This window comes from Plantibacter sp. CFBP 8798 (assembly GCF_014841195.1).
In the GTDB taxonomy this organism is placed as follows: domain Bacteria; phylum Actinomycetota; class Actinomycetes; order Actinomycetales; family Microbacteriaceae; genus Plantibacter; species Plantibacter auratus.
Genome location: NZ_JACYTS010000002.1, coordinates 499,006 through 517,488 on the forward strand (window position 1 = coordinate 499,006; position 18,483 = coordinate 517,488).

General features: G+C 70.2%; 13 protein-coding genes. 5 read left to right on the top strand and 8 right to left on the bottom strand.

The annotated features are described in order from the left end of the window. Positions 1 to 9 precede the first annotated feature (9 nt). Positions 10 to 2,052, top strand: coding sequence for a beta-galactosidase (locus IFU30_RS09375; protein ID WP_192005024.1), 2,043 nt, complete (start codon positions 10 to 12; stop codon positions 2,050 to 2,052). Between the two features lie 47 nt (positions 2,053 to 2,099). Here the strand turns inward: IFU30_RS09375 and IFU30_RS09380 are convergent, their stop codons facing one another. Beyond that, entirely contained in the window at positions 2,100 to 2,558 is a 459-nt protein-coding gene (locus IFU30_RS09380; RefSeq protein WP_083397198.1) for a MarR family winged helix-turn-helix transcriptional regulator, read from the bottom strand. Between the two features lie 69 nt (positions 2,559 to 2,627). Between IFU30_RS09380 and IFU30_RS09385 the strand changes: the two genes are divergently transcribed. Together IFU30_RS09385 and IFU30_RS09390 are read left to right on the top strand one after the other, a co-directional pair. Continuing rightward, a complete protein-coding gene (locus IFU30_RS09385; RefSeq protein WP_192005025.1) occupies positions 2,628 to 4,454 on the top strand; it encodes a flavin-containing monooxygenase in 1,827 nt (608 codons plus the stop codon). Next, the gene (locus IFU30_RS09390) at positions 4,451 to 5,497 is read left to right on the top strand and encodes an SMP-30/gluconolactonase/LRE family protein (RefSeq protein WP_192005026.1); all 1,047 of its coding nucleotides are present in this window, start codon (positions 4,451 to 4,453) and stop codon (positions 5,495 to 5,497) included. Before IFU30_RS09385 ends, IFU30_RS09390 begins: the two co-directional genes overlap by 4 nt. A 19-nt stretch (positions 5,498 to 5,516) precedes the next feature. On the opposite strand, the gene IFU30_RS09395 is transcribed toward IFU30_RS09390, so the two are convergent. The 6 genes from IFU30_RS09395 to IFU30_RS09420 form a co-directional block, all read right to left on the bottom strand. Next, on the bottom strand, positions 5,517 to 6,887 hold the full coding sequence (locus IFU30_RS09395) for an MFS transporter (RefSeq protein WP_071259900.1): 1,371 nt from the start codon (positions 6,885 to 6,887) through the stop codon (positions 5,517 to 5,519). Positions 6,888 to 6,984: 97 nt separating this feature from the next. Further along, complete coding sequence (gene uidA, locus IFU30_RS09400) at positions 6,985 to 8,799, bottom strand: beta-glucuronidase (protein ID WP_192005027.1); 1,815 nt, start codon at positions 8,797 to 8,799, stop codon at positions 6,985 to 6,987. A gap of 96 nt (positions 8,800 to 8,895) precedes the next feature. Then, positions 8,896 to 10,362 carry a glycoside hydrolase family 43 protein gene (locus IFU30_RS09405; RefSeq protein WP_192005028.1) on the bottom strand — a complete coding sequence of 489 codons (1,467 nt, stop codon included), beginning with the start codon at positions 10,360 to 10,362 and terminating at the stop codon, positions 8,896 to 8,898. Positions 10,363 to 10,738: 376 nt separating this feature from the next. Then, positions 10,739 to 11,980 carry a glycoside hydrolase family 1 protein gene (locus IFU30_RS09410; protein WP_192005029.1) on the bottom strand — a complete coding sequence of 414 codons (1,242 nt, stop codon included), beginning with the start codon at positions 11,978 to 11,980 and terminating at the stop codon, positions 10,739 to 10,741. 34 nt (positions 11,981 to 12,014) lie between these two features. Next, complete coding sequence (locus IFU30_RS09415; RefSeq protein ID WP_192005030.1) at positions 12,015 to 14,699, bottom strand: alpha-L-rhamnosidase; 2,685 nt, start codon at positions 14,697 to 14,699, stop codon at positions 12,015 to 12,017. 58 nt (positions 14,700 to 14,757) lie between these two features. Then, positions 14,758 to 16,116 carry an MFS transporter gene (locus IFU30_RS09420; protein ID WP_399542875.1) on the bottom strand — a complete coding sequence of 453 codons (1,359 nt, stop codon included), beginning with the start codon at positions 16,114 to 16,116 and terminating at the stop codon, positions 14,758 to 14,760. 180 nt (positions 16,117 to 16,296) lie between these two features. Between IFU30_RS09420 and IFU30_RS09425 the strand changes: the two genes are divergently transcribed. After that, positions 16,297 to 16,953, top strand: coding sequence for a TetR/AcrR family transcriptional regulator (locus IFU30_RS09425; RefSeq protein ID WP_079002370.1), 657 nt, complete (start codon positions 16,297 to 16,299; stop codon positions 16,951 to 16,953). Positions 16,954 to 16,955: 2 nt separating this feature from the next. Here the strand turns inward: IFU30_RS09425 and IFU30_RS09430 are convergent, their stop codons facing one another. Continuing rightward, complete coding sequence (locus IFU30_RS09430; RefSeq protein WP_192005031.1) at positions 16,956 to 17,567, bottom strand: acyl-CoA-like ligand-binding transcription factor; 612 nt, start codon at positions 17,565 to 17,567, stop codon at positions 16,956 to 16,958. 78 nt (positions 17,568 to 17,645) lie between these two features. Between IFU30_RS09430 and IFU30_RS09435 the strand changes: the two genes are divergently transcribed. Further along, entirely contained in the window at positions 17,646 to 18,479 is an 834-nt protein-coding gene (locus tag IFU30_RS09435; protein WP_192005032.1) for an SDR family NAD(P)-dependent oxidoreductase, read from the top strand. The last annotated feature ends 4 nt before the right edge of the window (positions 18,480 to 18,483 follow it).

Below are 18,483 nucleotides of genomic sequence, written 5' to 3' on the forward strand. Positions count from 1 at the left end.
TCACGACCCATGCGTTCAGCATTCGCAGCAACCCCCTGGTTCGGCGGGGACTACAACCCGGAGCAGTGGCCGCGCGAGGTCTGGGACGAGGACGTCTCGCTCATGCAGCAGGCCGGCGTCACGCTCGCGACCGTCGGGGTCTTCTCCTGGGCGTTGCTCGAACCGGAGGAAGGCGTCTACGACTTCGCCTGGCTCGACACCGTGCTGGACACACTGCACTCGGGCGGCATCCGAGTGGACCTGGCGACCGCCACGGCATCGCCGCCGATGTGGTTCTCCCACCGGTATCCCGCGTCCCTTCCGGTGACGGCGGACGGCGTTCGACTGCACGCCGGTTCCCGGCAGGCGTACTGCCCGAGTTCGCCCGCTTACCGCGAAGCGGCGGTCCGACTGGTCACCGCCCTCGCCGAGCGGTACGGCGACCACCCCGCCCTCGTGCTCTGGCACGTCAACAACGAGTACGGATGCCATGTGTCGCGCTGCTACTGCGAGGAGTCGGGGAACGCGTTCCGCCGTTGGCTGATCAGGAGGTACGGCACGGTCGACGCCCTGAACGAAGCATGGGGCACGACGTTCTGGTCGCAGCGCTACACCTCCTTCGATCAGGTCGAGCCCCCGCGCACGACACCCGCGTACGGCAACCCGTCGCAACTCCTCGACTTCGACCGCTTCAGCTCGGACGAGTTGCTCGACTGCTTCCTGGCCGAGAAGGACGTCCTCCGGCGGGTCACCCCGGAGATCCCGGTCACCACCAACTTCATGGGCCTGTTCCGCGGTCTGGACTACTGGCGATGGGCGCCACACGTCGACGTCGTCGCCGACGACCTCTACCCGGATCCGGCCGATCCCGACGCGGCCCGGTCCGCGGCCCTGGCGCGTGACCTGATGCGGTCGCTCGGGCGCGGGCGCCCCTGGCTCCTCATGGAACAGGCGGCGGGCGCGGCGAACATGCGACCGAGCAACGCGCCGAAGGCCCCCGGCCAGATGCGCGCACTGTCCTATCAGGCGATCGCCCGCGGAGCCGACGGCATCCTGTTCTTCCAGTGGCGGCAATCCGCCGTCGGCGCCGAGCAGTTCCACTCCGCGATGCTTCCGCATGCGGGGACCGACACCAGGATCTGGCGCGAGATCGAGGCGCTCGGCTCTGAGCTCGGCTCGCTCGACGCGGTGACGGGTGCGCCGGTCCGCGCGCGGGCCGCCATCGTCCTGGACTGGGAGAGTTGGTGGGCGATCGAACACCGAGGGCTCCCGATGCGCTCGAGCTACCCGTCGCTCATCGCGCCGTGGCACGCGGCCTTGTCGGAGGAGGGTGTCGTGGTCGACTTCGTGCGCGGCGACGAAGACCTCTCGGGGTACGCGCTGATCGTCGCGCCGGCGATGTTCGTCGCCGACGATGCGCGGCTCGCCGCGCTCGACGCCGCCGTCCGCGGAGGCTCCGTCCTGCTCGTCACGCCGCAGTCGGCGATCGTGGACACCACGCACCGGGCACGGCTCGGCGGCTACCTGGGGCCGTTGCAGCAGACCCTCGGTGTCTGGATCGAGGAGTTCGTCCCGCTCGCCGGCGCCTGGGACCGACCTGGAGCCATCCCGGTGCGTCCGGAGTCGACCGTCGCCCCGTCCGTCCGGGTCGAGGGTCCGGTCTTCGCCGACGGTGCCGCGATCGGCGTCGAGTGGAGCGAGGCCGTCCGGGTGCACGACGCCGACGTGCAGGCGGTGTTCGCCGACGGACCGCTGAGCGGTCGGCCCGCGCTCACCCGCCGGGTCAGCGGCGACGGGACCGCGTGGTACCTGGCGACGCGCCTGGGTCTCGACGACACCCGTGCACTCATCCGCGCGCTGGTGGCGGAGGCGGGCATCGCGCCACTCCGGGTCCACGACGAGCCGACGCCGTCGTGGGTCGAGGCCGTCCGTCGTGGGGACCTCACCGTCGTGATCAACCACGGTGCAACGCCGATCACCCTGACCCTGTCCGGCATCGACCTGTTGAGCGGCGCCTCGGCGGCCGGCCTCCGTCTGGGGTCCCAGGGCGTCGCGGTCGTGAGGGGCGCCTGAGGGGAAACCCCTCGGCCTGATGTGGAAGCCGGTGCGGCACCGGCCGGTCAGCCGCGCCGGGCTCGCAGCAACTCGTCGACGGCGCGGAGCCCCTGCTCGAGCGCTCGGAGATCCTCGGTGGCGAGGTCCCGCAGGACCTCCGAGCCGAGCTCCGGACGCGACGCCATCATGCGCAGCACCACGGCCCGGCCGAGCTCGGTCGCACGGATCCGCCGGACGCGCTGGTCGTCCGCGTCGAATTCGCGGGTGACGAGCCCCTGCTCCACGAGACGGTCGACGTGCTTCGACGTGGTCGCCATCGAGACGCCGAAGGTCTCCGCGAGTCCCCCGCCGGTCGCGCCGTCCTCGCTCGTGACCACGAGGGAGAGCACCTTGAGCTGCGCGATGGTGAGGTCGGTCTTCAGGAGCGGCTCGAGGCTCATGGGGATCGACCGGATCGAGATGGTGAGCGCCAGCGCCTCGACACTGCGGACGACCGCGTCCCGACCCCGTTCCGCTGCGCTCATGAGACCACGGTAGTGGTGACTCAGCAGATCCCCAGGACTATTTACTTAGTCAAAAGCTAAGCTTTCTCCATGACCACGACAGCCCCGCTCCCCGAGACCGACGACATCGACCTCGACGCCCTCCGCGCAACGTACGCGCGCGAACGCGATCGTCGACTCCGCCCCGACGGCCAGGCCCAGTACCGCCGCGCCGCGGGTGCGTTCGGATACTACGCGAAGGACCCCTACACGGCCTGGCAGGAGCGCGAGCCCCGGACCGACCACGTCGAGGTGCTGATCATCGGCGCCGGATTCGGCGGTCTGCTCACCGCGGCACGCCTCCGCGACGCCGGCGTCGAGTCGATCCGACTCATGGACGAGGCCGGAGGTGTGGGCGGCACCTGGTACTGGAACCGCTACCCCGGCATCCACTGCGACGTCGAGTCCTCGGTCTACCTGCCCCTGCTCGAGGAGATCGGGACCGTCCCGAACTGGCGGTACTCCCCGGGCGAGGAGATCCGGCAGCACGCCGACGCGATCGCCGAGCACTACGGGCTCCTTTCCGACGCCCTGTTCCAGACCCGCGCGACCAGGCTCACCTGGGATGACGACGGCGGCCACTGGATCGTCGAGACGGATCGCGGCGACCGCATGACGGCGCGGTTCGTCATCACCTCCTCCGGCACGCTGACGCAACCGAAGCTCCCCGGCATCCCCGGCATCGAGACGTTCCGCGGCCACACCTTCCACACGAGTCGGTGGGACTACGACTACACGGGCGGGAGCGCGGACGGCGGACTCACCGGTCTCGCGGACAAGCGGGTCGCGGTCGTCGGCACCGGGGCGACGGGCATCCAGGTGATCCCCCACCTCGGCCGCGACGCCCAGGAGCTCATCGTGTTCCAGCGGACGCCTTCGACCGTCGACGTCCGCGACAACCGGCCGACGGACCCGGACTGGGCGGCGTCGCTCCGTCCCGGTTGGCAGCGCGAACGGATGGACAACTTCATCGCTGTGCTCTCCGGCGAACCGGTCGAGGAGTCGCTGATCGACGACGGCTGGACGGCGACGGCGACGCTGCAGCGGAAGGTGCTGTCGGGGCGGGTCGACACCACGATCCCCGACGACGAGCGGGAGCTGCTCGAGGAGCTCCAGGACGCCGCCACGATGAACCGCATCCGAGCGCGGGTGGACGCGGTCGTCGAGGACCCGGCCACGGCCGCCGTCCTGAAGCCGTGGTACCGCTACATGTGCAAGCGTCCGGCCTTCAGCGACCACTACCTGCAGACGTTCAACCGCCCGAACGTGACCCTCGTCGACACCGCCGACCACGGCGGGATCACACGCATGACCGAGCGCTCCGTGGTGGTCGGCGACACCGAGTACGAGGTCGACTGCGTCATCTTCGCCACCGGGTTCGAAGCCGGGGTGTCCGGCGTCGTCTCAGGCACCCTGCCCGTCGTCGGACGCGACGGTCGGAACCTCCTCGAGGCCTGGGGCCGCGGACCGCGGACACTGCACGGGTTCATGACCCACGGTTTCCCGAACCTGTTCCAGCTGGGCCCGATCCAGAACGCGACCTCGGTGAACTTCGCGCACATCCTGCGCGACCAGGCCGAGCACATCGCTGCGGTCGTCGAGCAGGCACGCGCGGCGGACGTCGTCCGTGTCGAGCCGACGGCGGAAGCGGAGGAGGCCTGGGTGCGGACCATCGCCCGGACCGCCCGAGACGTGACCGCCTACCAGGCCGCCTGCACGCCCGGGTACTACAACGGGGAGGGGACGCGGTCGATGACCGGCGCCTCGTACTCGGGCAGCCCACTCCAGTTCCGACGGTTGCTGGCCGAGTGGCGGGCGAACGGGCTGCACGAGGTGCTCGTGACCGCCGAGACCACGACCGCTGGCGCGAGCCGATGAGCGCCGACACCGCCGTGTGGCGACGCCGCGACGTCCGGGTGTTCGGCGGCCTCGTCCTGGCGACGACGCTGGCCGGCTGCACCACCGCCACCACCGCGCCCGCCGCCTCGTCGACGACGGGACCTGCAGGGGCGACCACCATCACCGCCACCGAACTCCTCCAGGTCACCTCACCGCACGAACTCACGGGGATGACACTCCTCGAGGGCCCGACGTTCGGACCCGACGGCGACCTCTACGTGGTGGACGTCACGGCACCTCCCGGCGGACCGAAGGTGCTCCGGATCGACACCGAGTCCCTCGACGTCACGCCCGTCCACACCGATTCGACGAGCGCGTACACCTCCGCGCAGTTCAGCCCCGTGGACGACCGCCTGTACCTCACGGACTTCATCGGTGGCCGGATCGACAGCGTCACGGCGGACGGAGGCGACCTCCGGCAGTTCTTCGCGGGCGACGTCGACGGGGCGCCGATCCACCCGGACGACGTCTCCTTCGACGAGGCGGGGCACCTCTACGTCACGGACTCCGCCGGGTACGACCGGCCGTACTGGGAGGCGTCGGGCCGGCTCATCCGGATCGACGGTTCGACCGCCGAGCCGAGCGTCCTCGCCGACGGGCTCGCCGCCCCCAACGGCGTCGCCTTCACGCCCGGCTTCGACGGCCTCTGGGTGACGCACAACACGGGGAACCAGGTCGACTTCGTCCGGCTGGACGAGACCCGATCGCGGGTGGCGGTGGCGTTCCCGGCGCTTTACATCGACGGCGGGACGACGCAGGTCGACTCGGCCGTGGTGGACGCCGACGGCAACCTCTACCTCGGTCTCCACGGGCGGGCCGCGGTGCTCGTCTACAGCGACACCGGCGAGCACCTCGCCACCGTGGAGATGCCGCACGACGAGGACGGGGTCGGATCGGCCACGAACCTCGCCATCGAACCGGGGACCACCGACGCGTACGTGACGGTCAGCGGCGAAGCCGGCGGGTACGTCTACCGCTTCACCGCGCTCGGCGAGGGCATCCGCCAGTCGAACGGCGGCTGACGGACGCCACTCGACCCACCTACCGGATGCCCTTCACCTTCGTCAGGATGATCGACCCGCCGAGCAGGGCGAACACCCCGCCGACGAGATACAGGAGCGTGTAGTTCTTCACCCCGTCCACCGCACCGATCGCGATGATCGCCGGGGCCAGGAGCGGCGCGATCGCGCTCGGCAGCTTCTGCGCGAACGACACGACCGACATGTAGCGGCCGGCCTCGGAACGGTCGGGAAGGATCGCCAGGACGATGGCCTGGTCGACCGCTCCGAACGCCGCCAGGGCGAGGTTCATGATGACGGCGCCGATGACGAGCTGCGGGAAGGAGAACGCGGTGGCCTCGATCACCGCGCCGACCGCGAAGAGCAGCGCTCCGATGAGGACGAAGAGCTTCCGTCGCCCCAGCTTGTCCGACACCCATCCGCCGCCAAGCGCTCCGACGACGGCGGCGACGACTCCGAGGAGGCCGATGACGGTCACGGCGCCGGCGATCTCGGAGACCGGCAGCCCGAGCCGCTGGGCGTAGAAGAAGGTCGCGAAGCTCGTGTTGAAGTACAGGCCGATGAAGAACGTGAAGCGGCCGAGCCAGTTCCACCCGAAGTCCGGGTACTTCCGCGGATTGAAGGCGTAGCTCGAGAACACCTTCTTCAGGGAGATGCGGTCGTCCGGCAGCGCCATGCCCCGCGAGTCCGGGTCCTTGCCGAGGAGGACGAACGCGAGCACGGTGACCGCTCCGACGACACCCGGCAGCAGGAACACGAGCACGGTGCTGATGTCGACCACGGCGTAGACGATGCCGATGCCGAGGATCGGCGCGACCTGGGCGGTCAGGCCGGTGAGTCCGGAGATCTTGCCGCGTTGCTGTTCCGGCACGAGGTCCGCCTGGAGGAACATGATCGCCGCTCCCACATTGGCCCAGCCGAACATGGCGATGATCCACCCGATGATGAGGACGGGCACGCTCGGGGCCACGGAGATGACGAGCAGACCGACGAGTCCGAAGACGATCCCGCCCAGCATGAACGGGCGACGGCGACCGAGCCGCGATCGGGTGCGGTCACTCCAGATGCCGATGAGCGGTGCCGTGAGGATGAACACCGCCTGCGCGAGTCCCGTCGCGTACCCCAACACCTCCTCATGGCCGGGCACCAGTTCCTGGATCCGGAGGGCCAGCGAGTAGGACAGCGGGACGATGAACGCCATGGACGATCCGAAGTTCGCGAGCATCATCGTCACGATGAAGCGGGCGCTGACTGGACGGGTCGGGCCGTCGGGCGTCGGGAGGTTGGTCGTGGTGGGACCTGCGGCGGTGCCGGAGGTCATGGGACGCGCCGTGGCAGCGGCGATGGTGATGCGTGAGGACTCCTCTGGAGTGAGCTCGTCGTTGATGCCCATGGGTTCCTTCTTCGGTCGGGTGGTGCGGGATGTGGTGCGGGGTCGGGATCACCCGCGGCGGCCCTCACCCCCGAGGGGCCGCGCGCGGATGGACGGGTCAGCGGTCCTCGTCGGCTCCGTCGGCGGCCTGCCCGGGCTTCGACCCGTCGAGTCCCGTCCAGCGACGCCGCAACGAGAACGCGGCGCCCTTCGGTTTGCGGTCGCGGGTGAAGACGCCCTTGCGGTTCCCGTCGACCCGGTGGATGCCGGGTGACGTCTGGAAGTCGGCGAAGTTCCACACGTGCTCGCCGATGAACTCCGGGATGCGGTCGAAGACGCGGTGGTTCATCGCGAGGTAGTCGGTCTGGTACTCCTCGCTCCAGGGCAGGTCCCACACGGAGTGCTGGCCGGGCATCGTGTCGGCGCCGTACTCGGACATCATGATCGGCTTCCCGAACCGCTGCGCCCACCCACGGAGGTCCTGCTCGAGGTAGTGCTCGGCCGTGGCGAGGTCTCCGGTGAACACGTACCAGCCGAAGTAGCGGTTGATGCTGAGGACGTCGAAGAGGTCGGCGATGGTGTCGTTCTGCGCGTTCGCGAACATCACCGCCGCATAGGTGAGCGGCCGCGTCGGGTCGAGCTCGCGGGCGAGCTCGACGAGCGGTTCGAAGTACTCCCGCGCGCCCTCCTCGTTCGACGCCGGCTCGTTCGCGATGCACCACATGACGACGCTCGGGTGGTTCTTGTCCCGGTCGATCAGTTCTCGGAGGTGCTGCGCGTGGATCTCGCGCGTCACCCCGCCGAAGTTCTCCGGCGCGAAGGTCGGGGTGGGCGGGATGCCCGTGAGGCCGCCCTGCACGCCGAGGTTGAGCCCGACCGCGGCGGTCTCGTCGATCACGACGATGCCCTGCCGGTCGGCGAACTCGAGCACCTCCTCGGCGTAGGGGTAGTGCGAGGTGCGGAAGGAGTTCGCGCCGATCCAGTCGAGGAGCTGGAAGTCGTGGACCAGGTAGGCGTTGTCGTGTCCCTTGCCGCGGATGGCGGTGTCCTCGTGTTTGCCGAACCCGGTGAAGTAGAAGGGCTCGCCGTTGATGAGGAGCTGCGCTCCGCGGACCTCGACCGTGCGGACGCCGAACGCCTGCGTGTAGCTGTCGACGAGGGTCTCGTCGTCGAACAGTTCCACGACGAGGTCGTACAGATAGGCCGCGCCGGGCTGCCAGCGGGTGACGCCCGGGATGGTGAGGGTGGTGGACTCCCCCGCGCCAGTGGCGACCTCGGTTCCGGCGGCGTCGAGCACCCGGACGCGGACATCGGCCGGCGCCGTGGTCGCGACGCGGTACGTGACGATCCCGTCCGCGCCGTCGACCTCCGTGACGACGGTCACGTCCTCCACCCGGACCTTGGGTGAGCTGTACAACCAGACCGAGCGCGCCAGCCCCGCGTAGTTGTAGAAGTCGTGGAGCACCGCCTGCTGCTTGCGGCCGTCCGGCGCCTCGCTGATGATGCCCGGCGGGATCGTGTCGTTCGTCAGCTGGTTGTCGACAGCGACCGTCAGGCGGACGCTCGCCCCCGCCTGGACCCGGTCGCTGATGTCGATCTCGAACGGTGTATAGCCACCCTGGTGCTCCCCGACGAAGGCGTCGTCGACGTAGACCCTCGCGGCGTGGGTCGCAGCGTCGAACCGGAGCATGATGCGTTCGCCGTCCCACCCGCGCGGGACGGACACGGGTCGCTGGTAGTAGACCCAGCCCACGTGGTCGCGGATCTCGGCGCACGTGAACTGGTCGTTGTAGCTCGCGGGGACCGCGACCTCGAGCGAGCCGGGGAGTCGCTCGAGCCACGGCTGCTCGCCTGTGGCGGAGTCGAGCGCGAACGACCACAGGCCGTCGAGGTTCGAGAGGTCACGGGTGGGGGTGGACCGGGGTTTCAGCATGAGGTTCCTTCTTCGCGACGATGCGAGGTGGTGACGGCCGGTGGTGCGGATCGGGTCGGGACTGGGCGGGACTGAACGGGGCTGAGCGGGTCGGGGTCAGTGGAGCGCGCTGTAGGAGAACCGGGTGACGGTCGCGTCGCCGCCGAGCGCCTCGATCCCGATCACGCGACCCGTGAACCCGCCGGCGACCTCGGTCGAGCAGTATCGGCCGTCGATGTCGGCGAGCACGTCCGGCTCGCTGCCGACGCCGAGGACGATGCGGTCGGGGCCGGTGCGCGCGCCCGGACGCTGTTGCGGGTTGGCGACGGCGCGGACGGTCAGCGGCTGACGCCGGTCGACGCCGGTCCGTTCGGCGATGACCTGGTCGAGGGGGCCGATGACGACCCGGACCGTCACGCGGTCGCCGACCCGCTGCACCACGGCCTGGTGCGCGTCGTCGATGCGGACGCCGAGCGCGATGTCGCCTTCGGGCGCGACCACCTCCACAGCCCACTGTTCGTCACGCGCTCGTGCCGCCAGCAGGTGCTCGGCGTCGCGGCTGGCCGGGGCCCGCCCGGCCGTCAGGTGCAACCGCCCGTCCCGGACCCGTGCGAAGGATGCCGGGGCCACGCCCGGGGCGATCCACCGCGGGTGCAGGGTCGGTGCGTCGAAGGTGTCCACGAACGAGGTCTCCGGGGTCGGCTCCGGGAAGCGGTCCTCCACGACGACGGGCCAGTCGTCCACCCAGTCGATGCCGACGAGGAAGGTCTCGCGGCCGTTCGTGTGCCATCGCGGGAACGATCCACGCAGCCGGACGCCGAGGTGGACCATCGCCCAACTGCCGTCCTCGGCCTCCACCAGGTCGGCGTGTCCGGTGGACTGGACGGCGTCGGTCGTGCTGCGGTGCGACAGGATCGGGTTCGCGGGGTTCCCCGCGAACGGGCCGTCGATGCTCGCCGACCGCGCGACGGTCACCATGTGGCCGGGACCGGTGCCGCCCTCGGCGACGAGCAGGTACCACCAGTCCCCGCGCTTGAACACGTGCGGGCCTTCGGGATGGGTGTCCCCGGTTCCGATGCCGCGCCAGAGCACCACGGGCTCCGACAGGACCTGGCCGGTCGACGGGTCGACCTCGACCTGGGAGATGCACCCGCGCATGACGTCACCCCAGGTGAGCCGGCAGACGCCGTCGTCCCCCCACGCCAGGTCGGGGTCGATGCCGATCAGGCCTTCCGTGTGGACCGGCTCGCTCCAGGGTCCCTCGGGACGCTCGGCGTGCACGATGAGGTGGCCGCTGGTGATCTCGTCGACGTTCGTGGTCGTGAGCCAGAACCGGCCGTCATGGTGTCGCAGGGTCGGGGCGTAGACGCCACCGCTCGCGCCGTCGACTCCGGTGCGCACCGTCAGCTGGCTCTCGCGGTCGAGGACGTTGCCGAGCTGGTGCCACGAGCGGAGGTCCGTGCTCGTGAACAGGGGGACGCCGGGCGAGTACTCGAAGCTCGAGGTCGCGAGGAAGTAGTCCGAACCGACACGACAGATCGAGGGATCGGGGTGATAGCCGGGGATGACCGGGGTGTTCGTCATGGGTGTCGTTTCCTTCTTCCTCCGCGACGGTGCGAGGGGTTGGTCGTGCTATTTTGACCGAGCAAGACAAAATCTGTCAACCGATTGCCAGAAGTTGTCATCACATTCGCGGTGTCGGCGCTCCGACGCACGACGGACAGAGGACGACATGGACGATCCACAGGGCACCCTCGCCGAGGAGACACCGGCCCGCACCACTGCGTGATGCACCGCGCCGACCATCTACGACGACGCCCGCGAGGCCGGCGTCGACGCGTCGACCATCTCCCGCCTGCGTGACGACGTTGATCATGCGGGAGTCGACCGGGCCCGTGGAGCGGTCCTGATCCGGCGATGACGGGACGGGGCCCACGCGTGTGGACCCCGCACCCGGTCATCAGGCTCCGGCGACGCCGACCGTGTCGAGCGCGTTCTGCTGAGCGACCCCGCCGAGCCACGCCAGGCTCGGCTTCGGCGCCCGGACGAAGGTCTCCCGGTCGATGGCGATGAGACCGAACGTCGGTTCCCAGTGGCCCCACTCGAAGTTGTCGAGCAGCGACCAGTGGAGGTACCCACGCACGTCGACGCCGTCGGCCATCGTTCCGGCGAGACCCTCGAGTGCCTCCCGGGTGTACCGGATCCGCTGCTCGTCGTCGGCGGTCGCGATCCCGTTCTCGGTGATCAGCACCGGAACGCCTCCCGTGACCTCCCAGGCGTGACGGACGGCCATCGCGAGGGCGTCCGGGCGGTAGGCGGTGCCGACGAGCGTGTTGTCCGGGTGGGGCGGGTGCGGCACGAGTCCGCGCGCATCCACCTGCTGACTGGAGTACGCCTGCACCCCGACGAAGTCGTCACCGCGGCTGCCTTCCCAGTAGACGTCCTCCTTGCCATACCGGATCTCGAGCAGCTTCTCCTCGCCGCCCGGGGCCGCGGTGAGCGCGCCGGCCGCGATGGTCCAGCCGACCTTGGCGCTGGTGCGTTCCCGGACGATCTTCCGCGCAGCGTGGTGGATGGCGGTGAAGGTCCGTCCGATCTCCGGATCGGCATAGGTCAGGAAGTCGCTGTGCGTCTGCTGCTCCTGCTCCCCCTCGGCTTCGACGGTCGGGCTCTGCCACTGGCCACCGGCCTGCTGCATGCGTCGCATGGCCGTCATGATCGCGGCCTGCATGTTCGGTTCGTTCATCGTGACGACCCACTCGACGCCGTCGAGGATCGTGGTCGCCTCCGTGACGTACGCCTGGAACCGCTCCGAGGCGTCGGGCGCCAGCCAGCCGCCTCGCTCGGCGAACCACTGGGGGGTCGTGAAGTGCTGCAGGGTGACCACCGGGGTGACGCCGTGCTCGAAGCAGCACTCGATCATGCGCCGGTAGTGGGCGAGCTCCGCCCGCGAGACGTGCCCCTGCACCGGTTCGATCCGTGACCACTCGAGGCTGAACCGGTAGGAGGTGAGCCCGGCGTCGGCGAGGAGGGCGATGTCCTCGCGGTAGCGGTGGTAGCTGTCGCAGGCGTCGCCGGACAGTTCCATGCCCGGCATGGACTGCTCGCGGGCCCACCAGTCGCTGTTCACGTTGTTGCCCTCGATCTGGTGGCCGGCGGTCGCCGCGCCCCAGAGGAATCCGTCGGGGAAGGTCGTCGTCATGGTCGTCGATGCTCTCTCGTTCGTGGTGCGATGGTCAGATGGAGGCGACCGAGGCCTCGGCCGCAGGGGTGCGGAACGGGCGGCGGGCGCTGAAGCGGCCGGGACCGGCGTGGAACTCGGTGCCGTCGGGGAAGCGGATCCGGGCCGTGGTGGCGGCCGGGATCGCAGCGTCGATCAGCAGTTCCCCGCCCTCGTGGCGCCAGTGGACCGCGATCGTCCCGTTCGGCGACTCGTGGGAGCCCTGCGCCCACGACATCCCGGCGCCGGGGACCGGCGCGATGACGATCGAGTCCCAGGCGATCGAGTCCTCGGCCTGCCGGAGTCCGAGCGTGTACTCGTGGAGGAAGCGCGCGAACGTCCCCTTGCTGTAGTGGTTGAGGGACTCGTGGGCGAAGCCGTCCGCGTCGATGCCCTCCCAGGCCTCCCAGATGGTGGTCGCACCACGGTCGACCATGGTGAGCCAGGAGGGCTCCGTGCGCTGCATGAGCAGCTCGTAGGCCACGTCCGCACGGCCACCTTCGACGAGCACGGGGAGCAGGTCCCCCGTCGAGAGGAAGCCGGTGCCGAGGTGGGTGCCGGCCAGCCGGATGAGCTCCACCAGGCGACCCAGCGCAGCGGTTCGGAGGTCCTCCGGGAGCAGGCCGAAGGACAGCGCCCGGACGTACGCAGCCTGTGTGTCGGTCTCGGTGGTGCCGTCGGGCCGGAGGTAGGCGGCCTGCCAGGCCGAACGGACCTGCTCGGCGACCAGCGCGTAGCGGGCCGCGACGTCGTCCTGGCCGAGGATCGCCGCGATCTGCGCGAGCGTGGACGTGGAACGGAAGAGGTAGGCGGTGCCGACCTCACCCTTGTCGGCCATGAACCACGCCATCGGGTCGTCGACGATCGGGTCGATGGCGTTGCCGTCGGCGTCGCGCTCCCTCGGCTCCGTCCACTCACCCCAGTGGAAGGTCCCGTCCCAGAGGAACTCCTCGAACGCCTCGGGCTCCGGCGAGTGCTGCTGGCGTGCGTGGTGGCGCGTCTCCCGCGCGCGGCCGAGCGCCCACTCCACCCACCGGACCATCGCGTCCCAGTTCTCGGCGAGCACCTCGGTGTCACCGTAGCTGCGGTACAGCTCCCAGGGCACCGCGACGATCGCGTCGCCCCAGCCCGCGGAACCGGTCATCATCGCGAACTGGTCGTCGAGTCGCTGCTTGATGCGTCGACCGTCCGGCGAGAAGTTCGTGATGCGACCGTCGTCGAGTTGGTCGTCGCGGACGGAGCGCAGCCACTTCCGGCTGAACCCGCTCACATCGCGGAGCCGGGTCGCCGTGGAGACGAACACCTGGTAGTCCCCGGTCCAGGCGAGGCGTTCCCTGGTCGGGCAGTCGGTGGGGACGTCGACGGCGTTGCCGAGGAAGCTCCACTCGGCGAGACGGTGGAGCTCGTCCAGGTCGGGGTCGCTGCACGCGAACCGGCCGGCCACCGGGAGGTCGGTGTGGACGATCTGCATCGAGAGCGTCGCGGGGTCGAGTGGCGCGCCGTGTCGCACGATCCGCACGTATTGGAACCCGTGGACGGTGTGCCGCGGTTCGAAGACGGCCGGCGTCTCCCCCGCGACCACCTCGTCATGCTGCCGGAAGACCCGTGCTGGTTCGCCGGGTCGATGGGAGTCGAGGTGGGTCGTCGAGAGGTCGCCGTCCGCTCCGACGTACTCGCCGTAGTCGATCCCGGTCCGGGTGCCCGCGGGTCCGAGGTCTCCGAGCCGGAGCCATCCGGAGGCGTTCTGGCCGAAGTCGACGACCCACACGCCCTCGCGCAGCTCGCGAACCCTGCTCGGGGCGAGCGACGCGACCACCGTCACGGCGGGCGCCGGCGACCAGTCGATGGCCGGTGGGTCCACGACGGCGTCGATGAGCACGGACGAGACCGGTACGTCGGCAGCCTCCCCATCGGCCACCGTCAGGTCGACCGTCTGGCCGTCCATGAGGTCGGCCCGGGTGATGGTGGACGGCCGACTCTCCCAGCGGTCGTCCGAACGGACGACGAGGGTGCTCCCGTCGGCGAAGTCGACGTGCAGCTCGGCGCGGAGACCGAGGACGGAGCCCCAGCCCGACGGGATGCGGAACGCCCCCACCTGACCTCGGTACCAGCCGTCGGACAGGTCGACGTCGAGACGGTTGGTGCCGGTCACCAGAGCGTCGGCGACGTCGAAGGCCTGGGCGTACAGGGTTCGGTCGTAGGAGGTCGAGCCCGGGGAGAGCTCGGCTCGGCCGGCGCGCACCCCGTTGACCGCTGCAGTGTACAGACCGAGGGCGGTCGCGTAGAGCCGCGCGGACCGAACCTCGCCCTCCAGCGTGAACTCCACGCCGAGGAGGTGCGCCGGGCGGTTCCCGTAGCCGGGATCATCCGTCTCGACGGGCGAGATCCAAGCCGCCCGCCAGTCCTGGTCGAGCAGGCCGACCTCGAAGGACGCCGGTTCGGACCACTCGGCACCCGCCTCGGCCGAACGCACCCGCCACTCGACCCGCTGGCGGCTGTGCAGCGCGCACCACGGCCAAGCGACGTGGCGGTGCCCGTCCGCGAGCACGACCGGGTGCCGCACCCCGTCGATCACCGCCTCGAGCTCGAAGCCGCAGATCGCGCCGTCTCCCGGCTTCCAGGAGAGCCGCGGCGTCGCCCCGGTGACGACGAACTGGTCGCCGCCGCTGTCGACGGTGAGATCGTGGGGTGTCGCGTGCATGCTCTGGCTCTCTGCTGGGTGGTGCTGGACGGGGTGTCGGCGGCTCGGCGCCACCGGGTCAGCGGACGGCTTTGACCTTGGTGGAGACGATGATCCCGCCGAGGAGCGCGAGGACCGCGCCCGTGAGGTAGAGGATCGTGTAGTTCTTCTCCGCACCGGTCGCGCCGAGGGTGATCACGACCGAGGCGAGCAGCGGCGCGACGGCACTCGGGATCTTCTGCGCGAAGGCGACGACCGCCATGTACCGGCCGGCCTCCTCGCGGTTCGGCAGGATGGCGAAGATGATCGCCTGGTCCACCGTCGCGAAGACCGCGATCGCGGTCTGCATGAGCACCGCACCGATGATCAGCTGCGGCAGCGACCACGCGAACGCCTCGGCCAGGGCACCGGCGACGAAGAGGAGCGAGGCGATGAGCACGAACAGCCGCCGACGCTTGAGCTTGTCGGAGAGGAAGCCGCCGAGCAGCGCCCCACCGGCCGCGGCGACCACACCGAGCATCCCGATCGTGGCGACGACCCCGGCGACCTCGCGGACCGGGAGGTCGAGCCGCTGCGCGTAGAAGAAGGTGCCGAACGTGGTGTTGAAGTAGAGGCCGATGAAGAAGACGAAGCGACCGAGCCAGTTCCAGGCGAAGTCCGGGTACTTGCGCACGTTGAAGCCGTAGCTGCGGACGACGGAGCCGACGGTGACGGTGTCCGTCTTCGCGAGGTGCTTGGAGCTCCCCTCCGGCTTGATGAGCGGGAAGATCGCGAGGAGGACGGCGCCGATGACGCCGGGGACGAGGAACACGAGGAAGGTGCTGGACGACACCGCGTAGGCGACGCCGATGCCGAGGACCGGCGCGATCTGCGTCATGAGCCCGGTCAGTGCCGACACCTTGCCGCGCTGCGACTCCGGGAGCTTGTCCGCCTGCAGCGTCTGGATCGCTGCGCCACAGATGGACCAGCCGGACATGCCGAGCACCCAGCCGGCACCGACGATGAGGAGGTCGGGCGCGAGTCCCATGACGATGAGGCCGATGAGGCCGATCCCGACGCCGAGGAAGATGAACGGCGTGCGGCGGCCGAGGCGTGAGCGGACGCGGTCGCTCCAGATGCCGACCATGGGGCTGATGACGAGGTAGACGAGCTGGGCCGTCCCGGTGATGTAGCCGAGCACCTCCTCGTGACCCGGCGCGAGCTCGGAGATGCGGACGGCGATACCGTACGACAGCGGCACCATCATGGCCATGGACGCGCCGAAGCTGGCGAGCATGAGCCAGAAGATGTAGGAGCGGCTGACCGGGGTCTGCGGTTCCTGCACGGTGGCCGGGGCGGCGTCGAGTCCGTCGGGTTCGGGCTGCGCGCCCGGGGTGGGCTGGGCCGCGGCGAGACCGGCTGCGGCGCGGGCGGTGGGATCGGGTTCGTTCGGGGACACCATGACTCCTTCATCGGGTGTGTCGACCGGCTACGGTGCTGGTCTGCGTCCGGGCGACAGCGGTGTGCGACTCCGGCAAACTGTAACCACCATGGTTACTGTTTGGAAACAGTAACCATCGCGGATACAATTGGCAAGTCCCGGGCAACACCTGTCCGATCGACGCGAGGAAGGCCGAGCATGACGACGAGCACGGCGACGAACATCGCACCGGAGGGGAACCCGACCCGCGGTCGACGTGGCCCCCGCGGCCCCTACGCGACGACACCGGCCCGCCGCGCCGAGATGATCCGGGCGGCGTCGGCGAGCTTCGCCGAGCACGGCTACGAGCGGGCCTCACTGCGGGACATCGCCTCCCGCGCGAGCGTCACGCACGCCGCGCTCCTCCGCCACTTCGCGACGAAGGACGACCTCCTCCTGGCCGCCCTCGCGCAGCGGGACGCCGACGACCTCGAGCTCGCCCAGCGCATCATGCAGTCCAGACTGCCGGCGGACCGCGTTCTGAGCGCGGTGCTCGAGGAGGACTTCGCCCACCCCGAGCAGCAACGCAACTGGCTCGCGATCACCATCGCGGCCACGAACCCCCACCACCCCGCGCACGACTTCTTCATGGCCCGCCGAGCCCGCATGCGCGAGCACTTCACCGACAAGCGGCTCTCGACGGCCGCCGACGGGGAGCAGCTCACCGCCGATGACAAGGTGACGATGACGCTGGCGATGATCGACGGTCTGCGCATCCAGGCGCTCCTGGACCCGGAGCGCGAGACCCTGCCGCTGCTCGAGGCCTTCATGCGCCTGATCGCGTCCCCGGAGGACGGCGCCACCACGACGGCGTGAGGTCAGCGGGCCGGCGAGTCCACACCGCTCGTGCGGATGACGTCGAAGCCGCGGAGCGCCTCCGCGACCGCCTGGGCGGGAGAGGCGTCGCGATCGCCGGCCGCCCACCAGGCCAGCGCCTCGTCGATCGCCGCCTGTACCGCGGCCCCGACGGCTCGCGGCACGATGTCGGAGGACGAGGCGCCGAGACGCCGCGCGACGAACTCGATCGTCTGTTCGCGCCAGCGTCGATAGGTCTCCGGCCTCGTCTCACGCAGCTCCGGGGTCGTCGCGATGAGGCGCATCCGGGCGCGGCCGACGGCGAGGGCGTCGGCGTCCTGATCGAACACGTCGAGGACGACGGAGGTGATGGCCTCGGTGATCGGGAGTGACTCGTCGGCCGTCGCGAAGCCATGGGCCAGCGCGTCGATCGCCCCCTCGATGCCGCCCCAGACGATGTCGGCCTTCGTCGGGAAGTACCGGTGCAGGGTGCGGACGCTCACGCCGACCTCGTCCGCCAGTGCGCCCATGGTCGTGCCCTGATACCCACGGCGGTAGAGCACGTCGAGCGCTCGCGACCGGAGTTCGTCCGGCTCGGAGACGGGCGGGCGGCCTGGGCCCCGTTTGGCGGTCATGCACCCACGCTAGCGCCCGCGCGCAGGTCGTTTTATGACATACTCTGCCAATACCGTTGCCACGACATGGAGGTCGTCATGCCCTACCCCTTCCCCGATGTCTCCGAGACCCCGCTCGCAGACCTCCTCTCCCTCGCCGGGCGACGCGCCGTCGTCACCGGAGGCGCGCAAGGACTGGGCAAGGCCATCGCCGTCCGACTCGCGGAGGCCGGCGCCGACCTCCTCATCGTCGACCTGCATGAGGACGCCGCGCGCACCGCGGCCGACGAGCTCCACGCGCGGTTCGGTGTCACGGCCCTCGGAACCCGCGCCGACGTGAGCGACGCCGCAACCGTCGCGGCCGCCGCAGACCTCGCCGTCACCGAGCTCGGGGGGATCGACGTCTGGGTGAACAACGCCGGCGTCTTCCCCAACGCCCCCGTGCTCGAGATGGACGACGAGACCTGGGACCGGGTCTTCGCCGTCAACGCCCGCGGCGTGTTCCTCGGGGCGCGCGAAGCGGCACGACGCATGACGGCGGACGGGTCCGGCGGCGTCATCGTGAACATCGTCTCGACCGCCGGAGTCCAGGTCGCCTTCCCGGGCATGTCCGCCTACGTGAGCTCGAAGCATGCGGCGCTCGGACTCACGAAGTCGCTCGCGGTCGACCTCGCCCCGCTCGGCGTCCGGGTCCTCGGTGTCGCGCCGAGCTTCGTGCCCACGGAGGGGAACCTCGCCGTCGCGGCCGCCGCCGCCGAGGCCGCCGCTGCAGCCGGCGTCGAGCTCCCGAGACTCGACGTCATGAACCAGAGCCTCATCGGACGCTTCGGCACCCCAGACGACATCGCCCGCGTCGTCCTCTTCGCGGCGAGCGACCTGTCCATGATCATGACGGGGAGCACCCTCCTGGCGGATGCGGGCGAGACACTCTGATCCT

Coding starts and splice junctions, on each gene's coding strand:
- IFU30_RS09375 (WP_192005024.1), top strand. CDS start 10: ATGCGTTCAGCATTCGCAGCAACCCCCTGGTTCGGCGGGGACTACAAC.
- IFU30_RS09380 (WP_083397198.1), bottom strand. CDS start 2,558: ATGAGCGCAGCGGAACGGGGTCGGGACGCGGTCGTCCGCAGTGTCGAG.
- IFU30_RS09385 (WP_192005025.1), top strand. CDS start 2,628: ATGACCACGACAGCCCCGCTCCCCGAGACCGACGACATCGACCTCGAC.
- IFU30_RS09390 (WP_192005026.1), top strand. CDS start 4,451: ATGAGCGCCGACACCGCCGTGTGGCGACGCCGCGACGTCCGGGTGTTC.
- IFU30_RS09395 (WP_071259900.1), bottom strand. CDS start 6,887: ATGGGCATCAACGACGAGCTCACTCCAGAGGAGTCCTCACGCATCACC.
- uidA (WP_192005027.1), bottom strand. CDS start 8,799: ATGCTGAAACCCCGGTCCACCCCCACCCGTGACCTCTCGAACCTCGAC.
- IFU30_RS09405 (WP_192005028.1), bottom strand. CDS start 10,362: ATGACGAACACCCCGGTCATCCCCGGCTATCACCCCGATCCCTCGATC.
- IFU30_RS09410 (WP_192005029.1), bottom strand. CDS start 11,980: ATGACGACGACCTTCCCCGACGGATTCCTCTGGGGCGCGGCGACCGCC.
- IFU30_RS09415 (WP_192005030.1), bottom strand. CDS start 14,699: ATGCACGCGACACCCCACGATCTCACCGTCGACAGCGGCGGCGACCAG.
- IFU30_RS09425 (WP_079002370.1), top strand. CDS start 16,297: ATGACGACGAGCACGGCGACGAACATCGCACCGGAGGGGAACCCGACC.
- IFU30_RS09430 (WP_192005031.1), bottom strand. CDS start 17,567: ATGACCGCCAAACGGGGCCCAGGCCGCCCGCCCGTCTCCGAGCCGGAC.
- IFU30_RS09435 (WP_192005032.1), top strand. CDS start 17,646: ATGCCCTACCCCTTCCCCGATGTCTCCGAGACCCCGCTCGCAGACCTC.